Consider the following 19,721-nt stretch of genomic DNA (forward strand, 5'->3'; position numbering starts at 1 on the left):
CTCACTCCGCGCCGCGGACCCAGCGGCCGCTGGCGGCCACCACGTCGCCGCAGCGGACCTCGAAGCGCACGCCGCCCGCCGGCCCTGCCTCGGGCTGCAGTTCGATGGTCAAGGTGGACTGGGGGCCGACCGGCGCCAGGAACTTGGCGGCGGCCAGGGTGGGCTGGGCCCCCAGGCGTGCGACCAAGGCCGGCACGCTGCCGATGGCCTCGCGCACCTCGGACAGGATCAAGGCGCCCGGCAGCAGGGGCTGGCCGGGGAAGTGGCCCGGGAAGGCTGGATGGTCGGCAGGCACCTCGCGCGTGAGACGAACCGTGTCGCCGTCCGCCGCCAGTTGCGCCCGCGCGAATTCGTTCAAGGTGCGCACGACCAGCTTGCCGGTGGCCTCACGCGGCAAGGCCTTCACGTGCACGACGCGCCGGGGCACGAACACCGCCTCGAGCCGCTGGCGAAGCTGCGCGACGATGTCTTCGTTCGACACCTCGGGCGCCACCACCAGGGCGACGGGGCGCACCACGCCGTCGGCCACGTCGTCGGGCAGCCAGAAGGCACCGTCCTGCACCCCGGGAATGCTGTTGAGGTGGTAGTTGAGGTAGCCCAGCGAGCTGCGCCGCCCCGCCACATGGATCAGGTCGTTGGCACGGCCCAGCAAGCGGAAGCGCCGCTCGTCGATGAGTTCGAGGATGTCGGCCATGGGCGTGGGCTCCGGCACGAAATCGCCTGCGAAGATGAAGCGTTCGCCCGCCTCGCCATGCTCGGCATGCACGCGGATATCGCCGAGCGTTTCCCACACATCGGTCTGCGTGGTGCGGCGTGTCGCCACCTGGCCGGTTTCAGTGCTGCCGTAGATCTCGATCATCGGCCCGCCCAGGGCTTCTTCGGCTTGTGCCGCCAGCTGCGGCGACAGCGGCGCGGTGGCCGAAAGAATGAAGTCGACCGGCGGCAACTCGACGCCCGACAGCAGCAGCGTCTTCAGGTGGAACGGCGTGGTGACCAGGGCCCGGGGACGCGGAACGGCCGCCAGGGCCCGGGCGATATCGGCCGGAAAGAACGGACGCCCGCTGTCGAAAGCCGCGCCGCCCAGCATGGCGAGCAATACCGACGACTCGAGCCCATAGCTGTGCTGCACGGGCACTGTCGCCACCAGCGTCAGGCCGTCGAGCGAGGGCCTGCCCAGCAGCGACGCGAGGCGCGGAACCGCAGCCGCCACGTCGCCCACCAGGGTGTCCCAGCGCTTGGCATGGGCCTGCGGCACGCCCGTGGAACCGGAGGTGAGCAGGCTCACCGCGTGGCACCGGCCGTCGAAAGCCGGGATGCTGGCGACGGCATCAGCCGCCACCTCGCCGGATACCGCCGTTTGATACAGCACGCGCTCCAGGCCCGGCGTCACCAGGGCCGGGTCGTCCGTCAGGGCATAGCAGCGGTCGCCCGATTCATGCAGGCGCGCCAGCGTGTCGGGCCGCGCATCCGGCGGCAACAGGCTGGCCTGGCCGCGCAGCAGCGCGGCCGCCAGGCCCACGGCGAAGGCATAGCGGTCGGTGCACAGGTTGATGGCCGGGCCACCCTCCGGCAGCGCGGATGCCAGTTGTTGCGCGTCGGCCAGGAAGCGCCGCGCGCTGACCGGCACGCCGGCCTTCCACGCCATGGGCGCGTCGAGGTCCCGGCTGGCAAGGAGCGGCAGGGCCGACTGGCCCGCCGCGGACGTCAAGGCGTTCATTGGTGAAAAGCTCGGTCGGAGCGGCCGCCCATGGCCACGCGCACGACGTCGACCAGGCGCGAACGCTCGAATTCCGGATGCAGGCGGTAGCGCATGAAATGCTCGCCCACGAAGAGCGCCACCACGCAAAGGGGCGTCAGCACATTCGCCAGCAGCGACCAGGCACTGAAAGACAGGGTGAGGTAGATGGCGACGGACACCAGCGCCATCAGCGCGAAATAGCCCACCCACACGGCCGTGACCTTGGCGGAATAGGCGCGCATGTCGTCGGACAGCGGATGGACGCGCTGCGCAAATTCCCCGATGAGGGACAGGCGCCCAGGCCGCAGGGTGCTGGCAAACCAGGCACACAGCACCACGTTGATGCCCACGTGCTGCAGCACATACAGGCGATTGGGATTACCGGCCTCGCCGTGGGAAATCACATAGATCAGCACACCGCCCGCGAGCAGCGCCAGCAGTGCGCCGACCCAGCCGAAGCGATTGGCGCCCAGGCCCAGCACGGCCAGCCACAGCGGGGCAAACAAGGCAGCAAGCGCCCAGGGAGCGGTTGCGTGGTAGAGCATCATCCAGTGCGACAGGCCGGCATACGCCAGCCCAGCCACCAGAATCAGTACCAGGCGCCATTGCGACATGGCGGGTTGCAGCGCGCTCAGGGCGCGGTGCGGTTCTGTGCGACGTGCGCCGCCAGGCTGCGCAACGACGAAAAGATCTGCTGGTTGCGCTCGTCATCCGAGCGCAACTGGAAGCCGTAGCGGCGCGAAACCTCGAGCGCCACTTCCAGGATGTCGATCGAGTCCAGGCCCAGGCCCTCGCCGTACAGGGGCGCTTCGGGCGCAATGTCCGCGGCGGCCACCTCGAGATTGAGCGCCTCCACCAGCAACACGGCCAATTCGTTCTCGAGCGGCGATTGCTCGTTGGCACCGCCAGCGGAAGGCTTAGAGGACTCTGCGGTCAATGACAAAGGGAAACTCCAACAGGTTGAGCGCCGCAACATACACGGCAAGAATGCAAATTATAGGGAGGGGCCATTGGATAGACTGGGGCCCCATCGAAGCTACCATTTCCTCGGAGTCCCCATGGCTGACCCTCTACTGATCGCCCGGCACGGCGACATCGAATGCGCCCTGCTGCCGGGGCTGGCCAACCGGCACGGGTTGATCACCGGCGCCACCGGCACCGGCAAGACGGTCACCCTGCAAACGCTGGCGGAACGCCTCTCGGGCATCGGGGTGCCGGTCTTCATGGCCGACGTCAAGGGCGACCTGACGGGCATCAGCCAGGCCGGCAGCATCGGCGACAAGCTGGCCGCCACCCTGAAGGAGCGCGGCATCGAGCCGCCCGCGCCGCAGGCCTGCCCGGTTACGCTCTGGGACGTGTTCGGCGAACAGGGCCATCCGGTGCGCGCCACGGTGTCCGACATGGGCCCGCTGCTGCTGGGCCGCATGCTGGACCTGAACGAAACCCAGGCGGGCGTCCTCAACCTGGTGTTCAAGATCGCGGACGACAACGGCCTGCTGCTGCTTGATCTGAAAGACCTGCGCGCCATGCTGCAGCACGTGGGCGACAACGCCAAGGACTTCACCACCCAGTACGGCAACATCAGCGCCGCCAGCGTGGGCGCCATCCAGCGCGGACTGCTCGCCATCGAGACCCAGGGGGGAGACAAGTTCTTCGGCGAGCCGATGCTCAACATCAGCGACTTCATGCAGACGGAGGGGGGCAAGGGGGTGGTGAACATCCTGGCCGCCGACAAACTCATGAACTCGCCCCGGCTGTATGCCACCTTCCTTCTGTGGATGCTGTCGGAGCTGTTCGAGCAGCTGCCCGAGATCGGCGACCCCGACAAGCCCAAGCTGGTGTTCTTCTTCGACGAAGCGCACCTGCTGTTCAACGACGCGCCCAAGGCGCTGATCGAACGCATCGAGCTGGTGGTGCGCCTGGTGCGCTCCAAGGGCGTCGGCGTGTTCTTCGTCACCCAGAACCCGCTGGACATTCCCGACACCGTGCTCGCCCAGCTCGGCAACCGCGTGCAGCACGCGCTGCGGGCCTTCACGCCCCGCGACCAGAAGGCGGTGAAGGCCACCGCCACCACCATGCGGCAGAAGCCGGGGCTGGACATCGAAGCGGCGATCACCGAACTGGCGGTGGGCGAAGCGCTGGTGAGCTTCCTCGACCCCAAGGGCCGACCCAGCGTGACCGAGCGCGCCTATGTGCTGCCGCCCGGCAGCCAGATCGGCCCGATCACGCCGCAGCAGCGCCAGCAGCTGATGGCCGGCTCGCTTGTGGCCGGCGTCTACGAGAAGGTCGTGGACCGCGAATCCGCGTACGAAAAGCTCAAGGGCCGCGTTGAAAGCGCACCAGACGCGCCGGCTGGCGCCGCGCCGGGCAAGCCCGGCACCGCAGCCTCCCAGGAAGGCGGGCTGATGGATGGCTTGAATGACCTGCTCTTCGGTTCCACCGGCCCGCGCGGCGGCAAGCGTGACGGCCTGGTCCAGACCATGGCCAAGTCGGCCGTGCGCACCATGGGCACCACCGCGGGCCGCGAGATCCTGCGCGGCGTGCTGGGCGGCATCTTCGGCGGCAAGAAGGGGCGCTGAAGCCCTGCGATGGCGGTGACGCGCCAGCCACGCCCCCGACAACTGCCCTGGCTGGCACCCGGCGAGGCGTTGCCCCCGGCCGCCCAGGCCTGGGGATCGCAGGACCCGGTGCCCGGCCTGCTGGCGGCCGGCGGCGCGCTCGACGTGGACAGCCTCCTCAGGGCCTATCGCGGCGGCGTATTTCCCTGGTTCAGCGAGGGCCAGCCCATCCTGTGGTGGAGCCCCGACCCGCGCATGGTGCTGCAGGTCGAGCGCTTCCGCCTGCACCGTTCCCTGGCCAGGACGCTGCGCCGCTTTGCCGCCGACCCGCGCTGCGAGATTCGCTTCGACCACGACTTCGAGGCGGTCATCGACGCCTGCTCCCGCGTGCCGCGCGCCGGCCAGTCGGGCACCTGGATCCTGCCCAAGATGATCGAGGCCTACACCCACATGCACCGGGCCGGCCACGCCCACAGCGTGGAAACCTGGATCGACGGCCACCTGGCGGGCGGCCTGTACTGCGTGGGCATCGGCCGCGCCGTGTTCGGCGAATCGATGTTCGCGCTGCAGCCCGACGCCTCGAAGATCGCGCTGGCCGCACTGGTGGCCTTCTGCCGCCACCACGGCATCGCGCAGATCGACTGCCAGCAGAACACCGCGCACCTGGCCAGCATGGGCGCGGCCGAAATGCCGCGCAGCGCCTTTCTTTCCAAGGTGGCGCAGGCCGCGCAACTGCCACCGCCACAGTGGGATTTCGAGCCCGTATACTGGAACACACTCCTCACGCGACCCGCTTCGACGACGTGACGCACCTCAAGGATCTCCCGCTTCAGACCTTGCAGTTCTATGCAACGGCGCCCTACCCGTGCAGCTACCTGCCGGATCGCCTGGCCCGGTCGCAAGTGGCCACGCCCAGCCACCTGATTCACAGCGACGCGTACTCCGACCTGGTGCTGGGCGGCTTCCGGCGCAGCGGCATGTTCACCTATCGCCCCTACTGCGACGGCTGCCAGGCCTGCGTGCCGCTTCGGGTGAAGGTGGCCGAGTTCAAGCCCACCCGCAGCCAGCGCCGCGCGCACGCCAAGCATGCCAACCTGCAGGCGCGGGTGCTCAAGCTGTGCTTCGTGCCCGAGCACTACCAGCTCTACCTGCGCTACCAGAACGGCCGCCATGCGGGCGGCGGCATGGACCACGACAGCATCGACCAGTACACCCAGTTCCTGCTGCAAAGCCGGGTCAATTCGAGGCTGGTGGAGTTTCGCGAGACGCTGCCGGACGGCAGCGCCGGAGCGCTGAAGATGGTGTCCATCCTGGACGTGCTGAACGACGGCCTGTCAGCCGTCTATACCTTCTACGAGCCCGAGCCGGGCGCGGGCTACGGCAACTACAGCGTCCTGTGGCAGATCGAGCAGGCGCGCCAGCTGGGCCTGCCGCACGTCTACCTTGGTTACTGGATCGCCGGCAGCGCCAAGATGAGCTACAAGGCGCGCTATTCCCCCAATGAAGTACTGATTGATGGACGCTGGCAAGCGCAATCCGATTTCACCAAGTAAAATGGCCGGCAGATTCCCAGCTGCCGAGCCATGAGAAAAACACAATCAGATATCCCTGCCGCACCGGTCATCCAGGTGATCGAGCGCATGTTTGCGCTGATCGATGTCCTGGCGTCCCGCGAGGAAGCCATTTCGCTGAAGGAAATCAGCGAAAAGACGGGCCTGCACCCCTCCACCGCCCACCGCATCCTGAACGACCTGGCGGTCGGGCGCTTTGTCGATCGCCCCGAGGCTGGCAGCTACCGCCTGGGCATGCGCCTGCTGGAGCTGGGCAATCTGGTCAAGGGCCGCCTGAACGTGCGCGACGCTGCGCTCGCCCCCATGCGCGAGCTGCACAAGCTGACGCAGCAGCCGGTCAACTTGAGCATGCGCCAGGGCGACGAGATCGTGTACATCGAGCGCGCCTACAGCGAGCGCTCCGGCATGCAGGTGGTGCGTGCCATCGGCGGCCGTGCGCCCCTGCACCTGACCTCGACCGGCAAGCTGTTCCTGGCACTGGACGACCCCCAGCGCGTGCGCAGCTACGCCACCCGCACGGGCCTGGCTGGCCACACCAGAAACAGCATCACGCAGCTGCCGGTGCTCGAGCGCGAACTTGCCAAGGCGCGCCAGTACGGCATCGCCCGCGACAACGAAGAGCTGGAGCTGGGTGTGCGCTGCATGGCGGCCGGCATCTACGACGACCAGGGCAAGCTCGTGGCCGGCCTGTCGGTGTCGGCGCCGGCCGATCGGCTGGACGACGGCTGGCTGCCCAAGCTGCAGGCCACCGCCAACGAAATCTCGGGGGCGCTGGGCTACAAGGCCGAAGCGCCGCAGGCACCGGCCGCGCCGGCTACAGATTCCGCCGCCTGAGGGCCTCGCCTGCTCAATGAAAAAGCCCGCCGATGGCGGGCTTTTCGTTTGCGGCTCTGGCGCGTATCAGCTGGCGGCGTGCGCGCTTGCCACCGGCGTGTGGCTGGCAGCCGGCGCCATCACCTGGGTGGCCTCCACCCAGCGGCGCACACGCTCGGCGTCGCCGAGGCGGCTGAGCTTGCCGGCGGAATCCAGGAAAACCATGATCAGCTTGCGGCCGGCAATGCGGGCCTGCATCACCAGGCACTGGCCGGCCTCGGAGATGTAGCCGGTCTTCTGCAGGCCGATGTCCCAGTCGGGGTTCTTTACCAGGCGGTTGGTGGTGTTGAACTGCAGCGTCCGGCTGCCCACTTCGACCACGCGCTCGGGCGAGGTGGTGAGCTGGCGCAGCGTGGGATCGGCATAGGCGTAGTTCACCAGCAGCGCCAGATCGCGCGCGCTGGACTGGTTGCCGCTGGATAGGCCCGTGGGCTCGACATAGCGGGTGTCGTGCATGCCGATCGAACGGGCCTTGGCATTCATCATGGCCACGAAGGTATCGATGCCGCCCGGGTAGGTGCGGCCCAGCGCGTGCGCAGCACGGTTCTCGCTGGACATGAGGGCCAGGTGCAGCAGTTCGCCGCGGGGCAGCGACGTGCCCACGCGCAGGCGCGAGCTGCTGTGCTTCTCGGTGTCCACGTCATCCTGGGTGATGGTGATCATCTCCTCGGACGGCAGGTGTGCCTCGCTGATCAGCACGCCGGTCATCAGCTTGGTGATGGAGGCAATGGGCAGCACGGCCTGGTCGTTCTTGCTGAACAGCACTTCTCGCGTGTCCTGGTCGACCACCAGCGCCACGCTGGACTTCAGGTCGAGCACATCGTCGGTGCCATGAAGGCCGGCGAGCTGGCCGAAGGATTGGCGGGCCGGCTCGGCCATGCGCACCACCGAGCGGCGCTGAACCGTGACGACCGACTTGCCACCGCGCTTGCTCAGGGTAGCGGTGACGTTGCGTCCGCCACGGGCAGTCTTCTCGACGGCAGGCGCCTTGGCGGTACGAGTGGCCTTGGCCGGGGATTTGGACGCCGGCTTGGCGGCGGATTTGGTGGAAGTCGCCTGCTTCTTGGAGGCTACTTCCTTCTTCGACGACGCTGCGTGGGCGCCGGACAACAAAAAAGCCGTCGCAAAAAACGCGGCGGCGAGTGTGCGCAGGATCCGCTGGCTTGGAACTCGGCCGGGATGGGCTTCGGGCATTGAAAACTCTCCAGCGGGGGTGGAAATGGGACCGCAGTTTACCTATTAACAAAAAAACACGCAATATCAGTTACTTGCGGCCCCTTCTTCCAGCGAATACCAAGGACTACATTTCGTAACTAACCTTGAGCCGCGACTCTCTCAGCTTGGCTCTGCAACTTGTTGAGGGCACTCAGATAAGCCTTGGCCGACGCCACCACGATGTCGGGATCGGCCCCGACGCCGTTGACGACCCGGCCCGCGTTCTGCAGGCGGACGGTGACTTCTCCCTGGCTTTCGGTCGAACCACTGATGGCGTTGACCGAATAGAGCACCATTTCCGCGCCGCTCTTCACGTGCGACTCGATGGCCTTCAAGGAGGCATCGACCGGGCCGTTTCCGTCGGATTCACCGGTCACCTCCTTGCCCTCCACCGTGAACACGATGCGCGCCTGGGGCCGCTCACCGGTTTCGCTGTGTTGAGACAAAGAAACAAAGCTGAATCGCTCACCAACGTGCGAACCTTCCTCGTCGCTGACAAGGGCGAGGATGTCTTCATCGAAAATTTCGCTCTTGCGATCCGCCAGTTCCTTGAAGCGGGAGAACGCGGTGTTGATGTCGGCCTCGCTCTCCATGACCACGCCCAGTTCCTGCAGGCGCTGCTTGAAGGCATTGCGGCCGCTGAGCTTGCCCAGGACGATCTTGTTGTTGGTCCAGCCCACGTCTTCGGCGCGCATGATCTCGTAGGTGTCGCGCGCCTTGAGCACGCCGTCCTGGTGGATGCCCGAGGCATGGGCAAAGGCGTTGGCGCCCACCACGGCCTTGTTGGGCTGCACCACGAAGCCGGTGGTCTGGCTCACCATGCGGCTGGCCGCCAGGATGTGGGGCGTGTCGATGTTCAGCTCCAGCCCGAAGTAGTCCTTGCGGGTCTTCACCGCCATCACGATTTCCTCGAGCGAGCAGTTGCCGGCGCGCTCGCCCAGGCCGTTGATGGTGCATTCCACCTGGCGCGCGCCGCCGATCTTCACGCCGGCCAGCGAGTTGGCCACCGCCATGCCCAGGTCGTTGTGGCAGTGCACGGACCACACCGCCTTGTCGCTGTTGGGAATGCGCTCGCGCAGGTTCTTGATGAAGTTGCCGTACAGCTCCGGAATGGCATAGCCCACGGTGTCGGGCACGTTGATGGTGGTGGCGCCCTCCTGGATCACCGCCTCCAGCACGCGGCAGAGAAAGTCCACGTCGCTGCGGTAGCCGTCCTCGGGGCTGAACTCGATGTCGCCCATGAGGTTGCGTGCGAAGCGCACCGACAGGCGGGCCTGCTCCAGCACCTCTTCCGGTGTCATGCGCAGCTTCTTCTCCATGTGCAGCGGAGAAGTCGCGATGAAGGTGTGGATGCGCCCGCGCGCCGCGCCCTTCAGGGCCTCGGCGGCACGCGAAATGTCGCGGTCGTTGGCCCGCGAGAGGCCGCACACTGTCGATTCCTTGATGACATTGGCGATGGCCTGCACGGCCTCGAAATCGCCGTTGGAGCTGGCGGGAAAGCCCGCCTCGATCACGTCGACCCGCAGGCGCTCGAGCTGGCGGGCAATGCGCAGCTTCTCGTCGCGCGTCATGGAAGCGCCTGGCGACTGCTCGCCGTCGCGCAGGGTGGTGTCGAAAATGATCAGCTTGTCGGTCATCGTGTTCTCCTGGTGTGTGCGCCCCCGGCGGGCTGCGGCGCACGCCGCCCCTTTTTCGGGGCGGCTGCGCGCAAGCTCAAGCGGCTTCGAGGGCGGATTGTGCGCTCTTTGCGCCCTGGCCCCGGCCGCGCGTCACGCCCGAGACGATGGCCTTGAGCGAGGCCGAAATGATGTCCGCGTCGATGCCCACGCCGAACAGCGTGCGCGATTCATCCACCCGCACTTCCATATAGGCCACGGCGCGGGCGTCCGCACCCGTGCCGATGGCATGCTGGTGGTAGTCGATCACGCGGATCGCGTGCCCGGTGGCTTCGGACAGCGCCCGGATGAATGCGTCGACCGGTCCGTTGCCGCGGCCTTCGATGGCCCGGATTTCACCGTCCCACTTCAGGTCGCCGCGCAGCACCACCTGGGCGTTGGCGCCCTCGCCCTGCTCTTCCAGCACGCGGTGCGTGAGCGCATGCGCGGCCGCCACGCCGTACTCGCGCTGGAAGATGTCCCACAGGTCGGCCGCGGACATCTCCTTGCCGGCCACGTCCATCTCGCGCTGCACCACCTGGCTGAATTCGATCTGCAGGCGGCGCGGCATCTCGAGCCCGTATTCCGCCTCGAGCAGGTACGAGATGCCGCCCTTGCCCGACTGGCTGTTGACCCGGATCACCGCCTCGTAGCTGCGGCCGACGTCCTTCGGGTCGATCGGCAGGTAGGGCATGTCCCAGATGTCGTCGTCCTTGCGGGCGGCGAAAGCCTTCTTGATCGCGTCCTGATGCGAGCCGGAGAAAGAGGTGTAGACCAGGTCCCCGGCGTAGGGGTGGCGCGGATGCACCGGCAACTGGTTGCAGTGCTCGACGGTGGCGCGGATCTCGTCGATGTTCGAGAAGTCCAGCTCGGGCGAAACGCCTTGGGTGTACAGATTGAGCGCGACGTTGACCAGGTCGAGGTTGCCGGTGCGCTCGCCGTTGCCGAACAGGCACCCTTCGATGCGGTCGGCGCCCGCCATCAGGGCGAACTCGCCGGCGGCCGTGCCGGTGCCGCGGTCATTGTGCGGATGCACCGACAGCACGATGCTGTCGCGCCGCGCCAGGTTGCGATGCATCCACTCGATCATGTCGGCGAAGATGTTCGGCGTGGAATGCTCCACCGTCGAAGGCAGGTTGATGATGCACTTGCGCGCGGGCGTCGGCGCCCAGACCTCGGTCACGGCGTCGACCACGCGCTTGGAGAAAGCCAGGTCGGTGCCCGAGAACATCTCGGGCGAATACTGGAAGGTCCACTCGGTGCCGGGCTGCGTGGCGGCCAGTTCCTTGAACATGCGCGCATGGCTGGTGGCCAGCTCGACGATGCCGTCCTCGTCCATGCCCAGCACCACCTTGCGCATCACCGGCGCCACGGCGTTGTACAGGTGCACGATGGCGCGCGGTGCGCCCTGCAGCGACTCGAAGGTGCGCTCGATGAGGTGGTCGCGCGCCTGCGTCAGCACCTGGATCGTCACGTCGTCGGGGATGCGGTCTTCCTCGATGAGCTTGCGCACGAAATCGAACTCGACCTGCGAGGCCGAGGGGAAACCCACCTCGATCTCCTTGAAGCCGATCTTCACCAGCATCTCGAACATGCGCATCTTGCGCTCGAGATCCATGGGCTCCACCAGCGCCTGGTTGCCGTCACGCAGGTCGGTCGACAGCCAGATCGGCGCGCGGGTCAGGACGGCGTCCGGCCAGGTGCGGTCTTTGAGGCCTACGGGTGCGAAGGCGCGGTACTTGCGGCTGGGTTGCTTCAACATGGCTTCTCTCTTGCTGGTGATGGTTGTCGAGCCCAGCAACCCCAAAAACAAACGGCCCGTTGCTGGTGCTAACGGGCCGTTGGTCGAAAAAATTGCGCGTGCGCTACCGACTCCGCCCGAAGGGGATGAGTAGTAGGGCCAGCGAAATCTTTTGCATGGTGGCGCAACTCTAGCACAAGTTCCAGGCTAGTTATGCAAGCCGCGCTCGTCCGGCTCGTCGGTCGACACGCTGATCACGCTGGCCTGCTGCCCCTTGGCCTTGCGCCAGGCGTACACCACGTACCCGCTCAGGCCATAGGCGACGAACAGGCTGAACAGCACCGTCGGCGGGTGGATGTTGATCACGGCAATGCCCAGCGCGATCAGCACGATGACCGCGAAAGGCACACTGCGCTTCATCTGCACGTCCTTGAAGCTGTAGAACGGCGCGTTGGTCACCATGCTCAGGCCCGCGTAAAGCGTGAAGCCGAAGGTGATCCAGGTGATCTGGTTCCAGCTGAGGTAGAGCACATCGCCGCCGCGCCGGCCCCACTCCGTCATGAGCCAGATGAAGCCAGCCACCAGGGCCGCCGCCGCCGGCGACGGCAGGCCCTGGAACCAGCGCTTGTCGATCACGCCTGTGTTGACGTTGAAACGCGCCAGCCGCAGCGCCGCGCAGGCGCAATAGACGAAGGCAGCGATCCAGCCCCAGCGGCCCAGCCCCTTGAGCGACCACTCGTAGGCGATGAGCGCCGGCGCCGCGCCGAAGGACACCATGTCCGACAGCGAGTCCATCTGCTCGCCAAAGGCGCTCTGCGTGTTGGTCATGCGCGCCACACGGCCGTCGAGGCTGTCGAGGACCATGGCGGCGAACACGCCCAGCGCCGCCTGGTCGAAGCGCGCGTTCATCGCCATCACGATGGCGTAGAAGCCGCCGAAGAGCGCTCCCAATGTGAAGAGATTGGGAAGAATGTAGATGCCCTTGCGCCGCTTCTTCGGCTCGAGGGGCATCAACGGGGTGTCGTCATGCATGGGGGCGAAGTGTAGTTCAGCGTTGCCAGCGCACTTGGCGCGGCGCAATGAAAAAGGCCGCCCGCAAGGACGGCCTTTGCTTCACAAGCCGACGGCTTAGTTGCGAGTCTGGTCGACCAGCTTGTTCTTGGCGATCCAGGGCATCATGGCGCGCAGTTGGCCGCCCACGACTTCGATGCTGTGCTCGGCCATGTTGCGGCGGCGGGCCGTCATGCTGGGGTAGCCGGTGCGGCCTTCCAGGATGAACATCTTGGCGTAGTCGCCGTTCTGGATGCGCTTGAGCGCGTTGCGCATGGCCGCGCGCGACTGCTCGTTGATCACCTCGGGGCCGGTCACGTACTCGCCGTACTCGGCGTTGTTCGAGATCGAGTAGTTCATGTTGGCGATGCCGCCTTCATAGATCAGGTCCACGATCAGCTTGAGTTCGTGCAGGCACTCGAAGTAGGCCATCTCGGGCGCGTAGCCGGCTTCCACCAGCGTCTCGTAGCCCATCTTGATCAGCTCGACCGCGCCGCCGCACAGCACGGCCTGCTCGCCAAACAGGTCGGTCTCGGTCTCTTCCTTGAAGTTGGTCTCGATGATGCCGGCCTTGCCGCCGCCGTTGGCCATGGCGTACGACAGGGCCAGGTCGCGTGCCTTGCCCGACTTGTCCTGATGCACGGCCACCAGGTGCGGCACGCCGCCCCCCTGGGCGTAGGTATTGCGAACGGTGTGGCCAGGCGCCTTGGGGGCCACCATCCACACGTCGAGGTCGGCACGCGGCACGACCTGGTTGTAGTGCACGTTGAAGCCGTGCGCGAAGGCCAGCGATGCGCCCTGCTTGATGTTCGGCTCGACGTTGTTCTTGTAGACCTCGGCGATCTGCTCGTCGGGCAGCAGGATCATGACCACGTCAGCCGACTTGACCGCGTCGTTCACTTCCAGCACGTTCAGGCCGGCCTTGCCGACCTTGTCCCAGCTGGCGCCGCCCTTGCGCAGGCCGACCACCACCTTGACGCCGCTGTCGTTGAGGTTTTGCGCGTGCGCATGGCCCTGCGAGCCATAGCCGATGATGGCAACCGTCTTGCCCTTGATCAGGCTCAGGTCGCAGTCCTTGTCGTAGAAAACCTTCATGTTTATCTCCAGATGAAATCGGTTGAGTTGGATGGGGTGGGTCAGACGCGCAGGATGCGCTCGCCGCGGCCGATGCCGCTGGGCCCGGTACGCACGGTTTCGAGAATGGCGCTGCGCTCGATGGCCTGCAGAAAGGCATCGTTCTTGCCCAGGTCGCCGGTGAGTTCGATGGTGTAGCTCTTGTCCGTCACGTCGATGATGCGGCCGCGGAAGATGTCGGCCATGCGCTTCATCTCTTCGCGCTCCTTGCCCACGGCGCGCACCTTCACCATCATGAGCTCGCGCTCGGTGTAGGCGCCTTCGGTCAGGTCGACCACCTTCACGACCTCGATGAGGCGGTTCAGGTGCTTGGTGATCTGCTCGATGACGTCGTCAGAACCGGTGGTCTGGATCGTCATGCGCGACAGGCTCGGGTCTTCCGTCGGCGCGACGGTGAGCGATTCGATGTTGTAGCCGCGGGCCGAGAACAGGCCCACCACGCGGGAAAGAGCGCCAGGCTCGTTTTCCAGCAGGACAGCGATGATGTGTTTCATGTGTTTGCGTGACTCCTCTTTTCGCTGCCCTCCCCCGCGCACGGTAATGCGCGAGCTCGGCAAGCAATAGATTCGTCAGGTTTGGGTTGACCAAGGAGCCACCCCGCAGGTGCGAGGCGGCCCATCTTCTGTTCAGAGGTCCTCGGACCCCATCAGCATTTCGGTGATGCCCTTGCCGGCCTGCACCATCGGGAACACGTTCTCGGTGGGGTCGGTGCGGAAGTCCATGAACACGGTCCGGTCCTTGAGCTTGCGCGCCTCGCGCAGCGCCGGCTCCACGTCCTGCGGCCGTTCGATCAGCATGCCGACGTGGCCATAGGCCTCGGCCAGCTTCACGAAGTTGGGCAGCGCGTCCATGTAGCTGTGGCTGTAGCGGCCGGAGTATTCGATCTCCTGCCACTGGCGCACCATGCCCAGGTAGCGGTTGTTGAGAGAGACGATCTTGATCGGCGTGTTGTACTGCAGGCAGGTGGAAAGCTCCTGGATGCACATCTGCACCGAGCCTTCGCCGGTGATGCAGAACACTTCCGAATCGGGCTTGGCCAGCTTGATGCCCATGGCATAGGGAATGCCCACGCCCATGGTGCCCAGGCCACCGGAGTTGATCCAGCGGCGCGGCTCCTCGAAACGGTAGTACTGCGCCGCCCACATCTGGTGCTGGCCCACATCGGAAGTGATGTAGGTGTCGGCGTCCTTGGTCATGTTCCACAGCGTCTCGACCACCTGCTGCGGCTTGATGACCTCGGTGTTGCCACGGTCGTACTTGAGGCAGTCGCGGCTGCGCCAGCCTTCGATGGCCTTCCACCAGCCGGCCAGGGCTTGCTCGTCGGGACGCGTGTCGCTCTCGCGGATCATGGCGATGAGCTCGGTGAGCACGTCCTTCACGTCGCCGACGATCGGGATGTCGACCTTCACCCGCTTGGAGATGCTCGAGGGGTCGATGTCGACGTGGATGATCTTGCGTTCGTTCTGCGCGAAATGCTTGGGGTTGCCGATCACGCGGTCGTCGAAGCGCGCGCCCACGGCCAGCAGCACGTCGCAGTTCTGCATGGCCTGATTGGCTTCCAGCGTGCCATGCATGCCCAGCATGCCCAGGAACTTGCGGTCGCTCGCCGGATAGGCACCCAGGCCCATCAGCGTGTTGGTGACCGGGTAGCCCAGCATGTCGACCAGGGTGCGAAGCTCTTGCGTGGCATTGCCCAGCAGCACGCCGCCGCCGCTGTAGATGTAAGGGCGCTTGGCCGTCAGCAGCAGTTGCAGGGCCTTGCGGATCTGCCCGCCGTGGCCCTTGCGCACCGGGTTGTACGAGCGCATTTCCACCTTCTCCGGGTAGCCGTTGTAGGCCACCTTCTTGAAGGAGACGTCCTTGGGCACGTCCACCACCACGGGGCCGGGGCGGCCGCTGCGTGCGATGTGGAAGGCCTTCTTCATCGTCTCGGCCAGGTCCTTGACGTCCTTGACCAGGAAGTTGTGCTTGACGATGGGCCGGGTGATGCCGACGGTGTCGCACTCCTGGAAGGCATCCAGGCCGATGGCGGGCGTCGGGACCTGTCCCGAGATGATCACCATCGGTATCGAATCCATGTAGGCGGTGGCGATGCCGGTCACCGCATTGGTGAGGCCGGGGCCGGAGGTGACCAGGGCCACGCCCACGTCGCCGGTGGCGCGCGCATAGCCGTCTGCCGCATGCACCGCGGCCTGCTCGTGCCGCACCAGCACGTGCTGGATGGTGTCCTGCTTGTAGAAGGCGTCGTAGATGTAGAGGACGGCACCGCCGGGATAGCCCCAGACGAACTTGACGTCTTCCGCCTGCAGTGCCTTGACCAGCACTTCGGCGCCCATGAGTTCTTCGGTTTGGTTGCCCATCCCGGAGGACGCGGCGGCTGCGGAGGAGAGTTCCGCCTTGGAGATTTCCATGATGAACCTTTGTGATTTTCGGGAACGAAAAACCTTCGGTGCCTCTTTGCCAACCCTTGTGAGGCCGCAGCGAGACTTAAGACCATAGCCATGGGCGAACCAGATTTTCGCCGGGCTATGACCCGTTTGCCTTTTGACTTGCAGGCGTGATTATGACACTGTCAAGCGCAGTACTTTCCCGGCGGGCGTACGAAAGCTTGCCCGGGGCATAATCCGCCGCTGCACGAAAAGCCTGCCGCAGAGCGGGCCAGACAAGGCAAGACATCCACGAAGCGCGCCGCGCCCACCTCTCGCTTGGCCACCGAAAAAGAACTTTCCGACTTCCTCAAGAGTGTCGAGCGACGCGCGTTCAAGCGCTCCGTCTACCACGTTCGGGACGAGGAAGCCGCCCTCGACATCGTGCAGGACAGCATGATGAAGCTCGCCGAGCACTATGGCGACAAGCCCGCCGACGAGTTGCCGATGCTGTTTCAGCGCATCCTCTCGAACTGCACCCTGGACTGGTTCCGGCGCCAGAAGACCCGGCGCGCACTGTTTACCAACCTCAGCGACTTCGACGCGGTGGACGAGGACGGGGAATTCGACCTGCTCGAAAATCTGTCTCCTATTGCCGACACCCGCGAGTCCGAAAGCGCCGAAGACACCACCCGGCGGGCACAGATCCTGCGGGAGATCGAGGCGGAAATCGCGGCGCTGCCGGGTCGTCAACGCGAAGCCTTCCTGCTACGTTACTGGGAGGAACTGGACGTTGCCGAGACGGCAACCGCCATGGGCTGCTCCGAGGGCAGCGTCAAGACCCATTGTTCGCGCGCCGTTCACGCACTGAGCCGCGCGCTCAAGGCCAAGGGAATCCAACTGTGAGCACGATTCGTACAACCATCCCCCCCGCCGGGTCCGATGGCCCGGAGGCGCGCTTTGGCGCGCGCGTCGCCCAGCGGCTTTCGGCCGGCACCCAGGATCTTCCATATGACATCGCCGAGCGCCTGCGCGCCGGGCGGGAGCAGGCGGTGGCGCGCCGCAAGTTGGTGCAGCCGCTCGTGGCACCCGCTGAAGCCTCGGTCGGCCGCGACGGCTCAATGACCCTGGGCAGCGGCTGGTGGACGCGCATCGGCTCGGCCGTGCCCCTGGTGTTGCTCGCCGCCGGGCTGATCGCCATCAGTGTGTTCCAGGACGACAACCGCGCCAGCGAGGTGGCCGAGGTCGATGCGGCCATTCTTACCGGCGACCTCCCCCCCGCTGCCTACACCGACCCGGGTTTTGCACAGTTCCTCAAGAGTGACAACGGCCTTGCCCACTGATTACCTCAGCACCCGCCTGCAGCAAGACACTGCCGCGAGGTCGATCCTCGGCAAGGCGATGCTGGGCGGCCTGCTGGTGCTGGGCATCGGGGCCTTCTTCCCCGCCGAGGCGCAGCAGCAGCCGGCGGCCGAACCGGCCACTGCTGCGGCCAAAGGGAAGACGCCCGTCAGCACACGTCCGCTGTGGACAGAACTGACACCGGCTCAGCAGCAGTCGCTGGCCCCCCTGTCCGCCCACTGGAACGGCCTGCATCCCGCGCAAAAGCGCAAGTGGATCGCGCTGTCGCGCAATTTCGACAGCATGAGCCCGGAAGACCAGCAGGTGCTGCACAGCCGAATGACCGAATGGGCCGCCTTGAGCGCGCAGGAACGCACGCGTGCCCGCCTGAATTTCGCCACGGTCAAGCGGCTGGCCCCCGAAGAAGAGCGCAAGGCCAAGTGGGAGGCCTACCAGGCCCTGAGCGACGAAGAAAAGCGCAAGCTGGCCGAGCGGGCCGGCAGCAGGCCGCCGAGTGCAGCGGCGCCCGTGCGTCCGGTTCCTGCGCAGAAGTTCGTTCCGGTTCCCAGCGCGGCCGTCAGCGGCCAGTACCCACCTCGCATCCAGTTGGCCCCGCCCGCGGCTCCCGCGGTGCCGGCGCCTGCTGTCGCCCCGGCAGGCGCTGCCGCGTCTTCCGCCGCAGGCGCTGCATCTGCAACCCTTGCACCGCCGACGGCCCCGTCGGTGCCCCAGGTTGCGCCCGCCAGCCCGGCAGCGGCGCCGGCGATGATCAGGCAGCAAGAAGCACCATGAAGCGGAACGCCCTGGCATCGCCCGTGACTTCAGCACTTCCCGAATCGCCCGCCCCCTCCCATGCCCCGCCTGGCCAGCCGCTGCCTGCGGCGGCGTCCGCTGTATTGACGGCCCCCGGCCTCTGGCGACGGATGGCGTGCTGGCTCTACGAGGGCATGCTGCTGTTCGCCGTGGTCTTCATCGCGGGCTGGCTGTTCAGCACGCTCACTCAGATGCGCAACGGCGTCGACGGCAGCAAGCATCCGCTGCTGCAGGGCTTTCTGTTTCTTGTGCTGGGTGTGTACTTCACCTGGTTCTGGTCCCGGGGCCAGACCCTCGCCATGAAGACCTGGGGCATCCGCGTGGTCGACCGCCAGGGCCAGCCCCTGAGCCAGCCGCGCGCCCTGCTGCGCTACCTGCTGAGCTGGCTCTGGTTCCTGCCGCCGCTGGCCGGGCTGTCTTTGGTCAAGCTTGGTGCAGGCGAGGCCACCGTGATCGTCTTCGGATGGGTCGCCATCTGGGCGGTTCTTTCGCGCTTTCACCCGCTCGGGCAGTTCTGGCACGACGCCCTCGCCGGCACGCGCCTGGTGCGGGCCGACTCGAAGCGGCATGGCTGAGCGGGCGCCGGCAGCCAACACCCAGCAGGGTCGGCGCGGCTTGAGCCGCGTCTGGCATGCGGGCCTCATTTCTCTCAATGGCCTGCGCGCTGCCTGGGGAGAGGCCGCATTCCGGCAAGAAGCCATCCTGGCCATGGTGCTCGTTCCACTGGCCTTCTGGCTGGGCCGCAATTGGGTCGAAACCGCTGCGCTGGTGGGCAGCGTGGTGCTGGTGATGATCGTGGAACTGCTCAACACCGCTGTCGAAGCCGCCATCGACCGCATCGGCCCGGAGTGGCACGACCTGTCCAAGCGGGCCAAGGACACGGGCAGCGCCGCCGTGCTGCTGGCGCTGCTACTGGCGGGCGGCATCTGGGCCGCGGCCCTCTGGCACCGATTCGCCATCTGAAGGCCCCAGGGCCAGGCTGCCCTGAGAAGGCGGCATGATCGGGGGATGAATTCCCCCGCATCCCATCCTTTTTCCATCTGTGTCTACTGCGGCTCTCGTCCGGGCGCTCGCCCCGAATTCGCTGCTGCGGCCCAGGCCGTGGGCCAATGGATCGGCCAGCAGCGCGGCCAGTTGGTCTACGGCGGCGGCCGCACCGGGCTGATGGGCCTGGTGGCCGAAGCGACCCGCACCGCCGGCGGCCGCGTGGTCGGCGTGATTCCGAAGGCGCTGGTCGACAAGGAACTGGCCAACCCCTTGTGCGACGAACTGCATGTGGTGGACACCATGCACGAGCGCAAGGCCATGATGGCGCACCGCTCCGATGCCTTCCTGGCCCTGCCGGGCGGCATCGGCACCTTCGAGGAACTGTTCGAGATCTGGACCTGGCGCCAGCTCGGCTACCACGACAAGCCCGTAGGCCTGCTGAACGCCGCCGGCTACTACGACGCCATGCTCGGCTTCCTGGCCCACAGCGTGCGCGACGGCTTCATGGGCGAATGGCAGATGGACCTCATCCGCACCGGCACCGAAACCACCCAGTTGCTGGAAGCCCTGCGCGCCGACGTCCCGAAACACGCCCAGGACGATCGCCTGGCCGAAAACATCTGACCGTCCAAAACACCAGGCGAAGCGAGCCGAGCAAACCCAGTCCCGCACCGGGGAA

At 66.4% G+C, this 19,721-nt stretch carries 20 protein-coding genes; 10 read left to right on the forward strand and 10 right to left on the reverse strand.

What is annotated here, in order from left to right; genetic code table 11:
• Position 1 precedes the first annotated feature (1 nt).
• Genes VSO01S_RS00460 through VSO01S_RS00470 form a run of 3 tightly spaced genes read right to left on the reverse strand, consistent with a single transcriptional unit; the run spans position 2 to position 2,675 of the window.
• The gene (locus VSO01S_RS00460) at positions 2-1,717 is read right to left on the reverse strand and encodes an AMP-binding protein (protein ID WP_068639829.1); all 1,716 of its coding nucleotides are present in this window, start codon (positions 1,715-1,717) and stop codon (positions 2-4) included.
• Positions 1,714-2,352 (reverse strand): COG4648 family protein, encoded by a 639-nt coding sequence (locus VSO01S_RS00465; protein ID WP_068639830.1) that lies wholly within the window; start codon positions 2,350-2,352, stop codon positions 1,714-1,716. The genes VSO01S_RS00460 and VSO01S_RS00465 overlap by 4 nt, the downstream gene beginning before the upstream one ends.
• A 17-nt stretch (positions 2,353-2,369) precedes the next feature.
• Positions 2,370-2,675 (reverse strand): phosphopantetheine-binding protein, encoded by a 306-nt coding sequence (locus VSO01S_RS00470; protein WP_373282860.1) that lies wholly within the window; start codon positions 2,673-2,675, stop codon positions 2,370-2,372.
• Positions 2,676-2,796: 121 nt separating this feature from the next.
• On the opposite strand from VSO01S_RS00470, the gene VSO01S_RS00475 reads away from it, so the two are divergent.
• From VSO01S_RS00475 to VSO01S_RS00490, 4 genes are read left to right on the forward strand one after another with little or no spacing between them, the layout of a single operon-like run.
• The gene (locus VSO01S_RS00475; RefSeq protein ID WP_068639832.1) at positions 2,797-4,317 is read left to right on the forward strand and encodes a helicase HerA-like domain-containing protein; all 1,521 of its coding nucleotides are present in this window, start codon (positions 2,797-2,799) and stop codon (positions 4,315-4,317) included.
• A 9-nt stretch (positions 4,318-4,326) separates the two neighbouring features.
• Entirely contained in the window at positions 4,327-5,103 is a 777-nt protein-coding gene (gene aat / locus VSO01S_RS00480) for a leucyl/phenylalanyl-tRNA--protein transferase (protein WP_068639833.1), read from the forward strand.
• Positions 5,100-5,849 (forward strand): arginyltransferase, encoded by a 750-nt coding sequence (locus tag VSO01S_RS00485; protein WP_068639834.1) that lies wholly within the window; start codon positions 5,100-5,102, stop codon positions 5,847-5,849. Before aat ends, VSO01S_RS00485 begins: the two co-directional genes overlap by 4 nt.
• A 30-nt stretch (positions 5,850-5,879) precedes the next feature.
• A complete protein-coding gene (locus VSO01S_RS00490; RefSeq protein ID WP_068639835.1) occupies positions 5,880-6,701 on the forward strand; it encodes an IclR family transcriptional regulator in 822 nt (273 codons plus the stop codon).
• Positions 6,702-6,767: 66 nt separating this feature from the next.
• Here VSO01S_RS00490 and VSO01S_RS00495 read toward each other — a convergent pair whose 3' ends face one another.
• From VSO01S_RS00495 to VSO01S_RS00525, 7 genes are all read right to left on the reverse strand, one after another.
• The gene (locus VSO01S_RS00495; RefSeq protein WP_068639836.1) at positions 6,768-7,934 is read right to left on the reverse strand and encodes a serine hydrolase; all 1,167 of its coding nucleotides are present in this window, start codon (positions 7,932-7,934) and stop codon (positions 6,768-6,770) included.
• Positions 7,935-8,053: 119 nt separating this feature from the next.
• Entirely contained in the window at positions 8,054-9,592 is a 1,539-nt protein-coding gene (locus VSO01S_RS00500; RefSeq protein WP_068639837.1) for a 2-isopropylmalate synthase, read from the reverse strand.
• A gap of 76 nt (positions 9,593-9,668) precedes the next feature.
• Positions 9,669-11,372 carry a 2-isopropylmalate synthase gene (gene leuA, locus VSO01S_RS00505; protein WP_068639838.1) on the reverse strand — a complete coding sequence of 568 codons (1,704 nt, stop codon included), beginning with the start codon at positions 11,370-11,372 and terminating at the stop codon, positions 9,669-9,671.
• Positions 11,373-11,558: 186 nt separating this feature from the next.
• A complete protein-coding gene (gene pssA / locus VSO01S_RS00510; protein ID WP_068639839.1) occupies positions 11,559-12,383 on the reverse strand; it encodes a CDP-diacylglycerol--serine O-phosphatidyltransferase in 825 nt (274 codons plus the stop codon).
• Between the two features lie 96 nt (positions 12,384-12,479).
• On the reverse strand, positions 12,480-13,496 hold the full coding sequence (ilvC, locus tag VSO01S_RS00515; RefSeq protein ID WP_068639840.1) for a ketol-acid reductoisomerase: 1,017 nt from the start codon (positions 13,494-13,496) through the stop codon (positions 12,480-12,482).
• A 41-nt stretch (positions 13,497-13,537) separates the two neighbouring features.
• Positions 13,538-14,029 (reverse strand): acetolactate synthase small subunit, encoded by a 492-nt coding sequence (gene ilvN, locus VSO01S_RS00520; RefSeq protein ID WP_068639841.1) that lies wholly within the window; start codon positions 14,027-14,029, stop codon positions 13,538-13,540.
• 132 nt (positions 14,030-14,161) lie between these two features.
• Complete coding sequence (locus VSO01S_RS00525) at positions 14,162-15,946, reverse strand: acetolactate synthase 3 catalytic subunit (protein ID WP_068639842.1); 1,785 nt, start codon at positions 15,944-15,946, stop codon at positions 14,162-14,164.
• Positions 15,947-16,240: 294 nt separating this feature from the next.
• Between VSO01S_RS00525 and VSO01S_RS00530 the strand changes: the two genes are divergently transcribed.
• Genes VSO01S_RS00530 through VSO01S_RS00555 form a run of 6 tightly spaced genes read left to right on the forward strand, consistent with a single transcriptional unit; the run spans position 16,241 to position 19,666 of the window.
• Positions 16,241-16,807 (forward strand): RNA polymerase sigma factor, encoded by a 567-nt coding sequence (locus VSO01S_RS00530; RefSeq protein WP_068639843.1) that lies wholly within the window; start codon positions 16,241-16,243, stop codon positions 16,805-16,807.
• Between the two features lie 5 nt (positions 16,808-16,812).
• Positions 16,813-17,244 carry a DUF3619 family protein gene (locus VSO01S_RS00535; RefSeq protein WP_068639879.1) on the forward strand — a complete coding sequence of 144 codons (432 nt, stop codon included), beginning with the start codon at positions 16,813-16,815 and terminating at the stop codon, positions 17,242-17,244.
• Positions 17,234-18,034 (forward strand): DUF3106 domain-containing protein, encoded by an 801-nt coding sequence (locus tag VSO01S_RS00540; protein ID WP_245684068.1) that lies wholly within the window; start codon positions 17,234-17,236, stop codon positions 18,032-18,034. The genes VSO01S_RS00535 and VSO01S_RS00540 overlap by 11 nt, the downstream gene beginning before the upstream one ends.
• A complete protein-coding gene (locus VSO01S_RS00545) occupies positions 18,031-18,630 on the forward strand; it encodes an RDD family protein (protein WP_084241599.1) in 600 nt (199 codons plus the stop codon). The genes VSO01S_RS00540 and VSO01S_RS00545 overlap by 4 nt, the downstream gene beginning before the upstream one ends.
• Positions 18,623-19,018, forward strand: a complete 396-nt coding sequence (locus VSO01S_RS00550; RefSeq protein WP_068639845.1) for a diacylglycerol kinase — start codon at positions 18,623-18,625, stop codon at positions 19,016-19,018. The genes VSO01S_RS00545 and VSO01S_RS00550 overlap by 8 nt, the downstream gene beginning before the upstream one ends.
• 45 nt (positions 19,019-19,063) lie before the next feature.
• A complete protein-coding gene (locus VSO01S_RS00555) occupies positions 19,064-19,666 on the forward strand; it encodes an LOG family protein (RefSeq protein ID WP_068639846.1) in 603 nt (200 codons plus the stop codon).
• Positions 19,667-19,721 lie beyond the last annotated feature (55 nt).

Source organism: Variovorax soli NBRC 106424, assembly GCF_001591385.1.
In the GTDB taxonomy this organism is placed as follows: Bacteria; Pseudomonadota; Gammaproteobacteria; order Burkholderiales; family Burkholderiaceae_C; genus Variovorax; species Variovorax soli.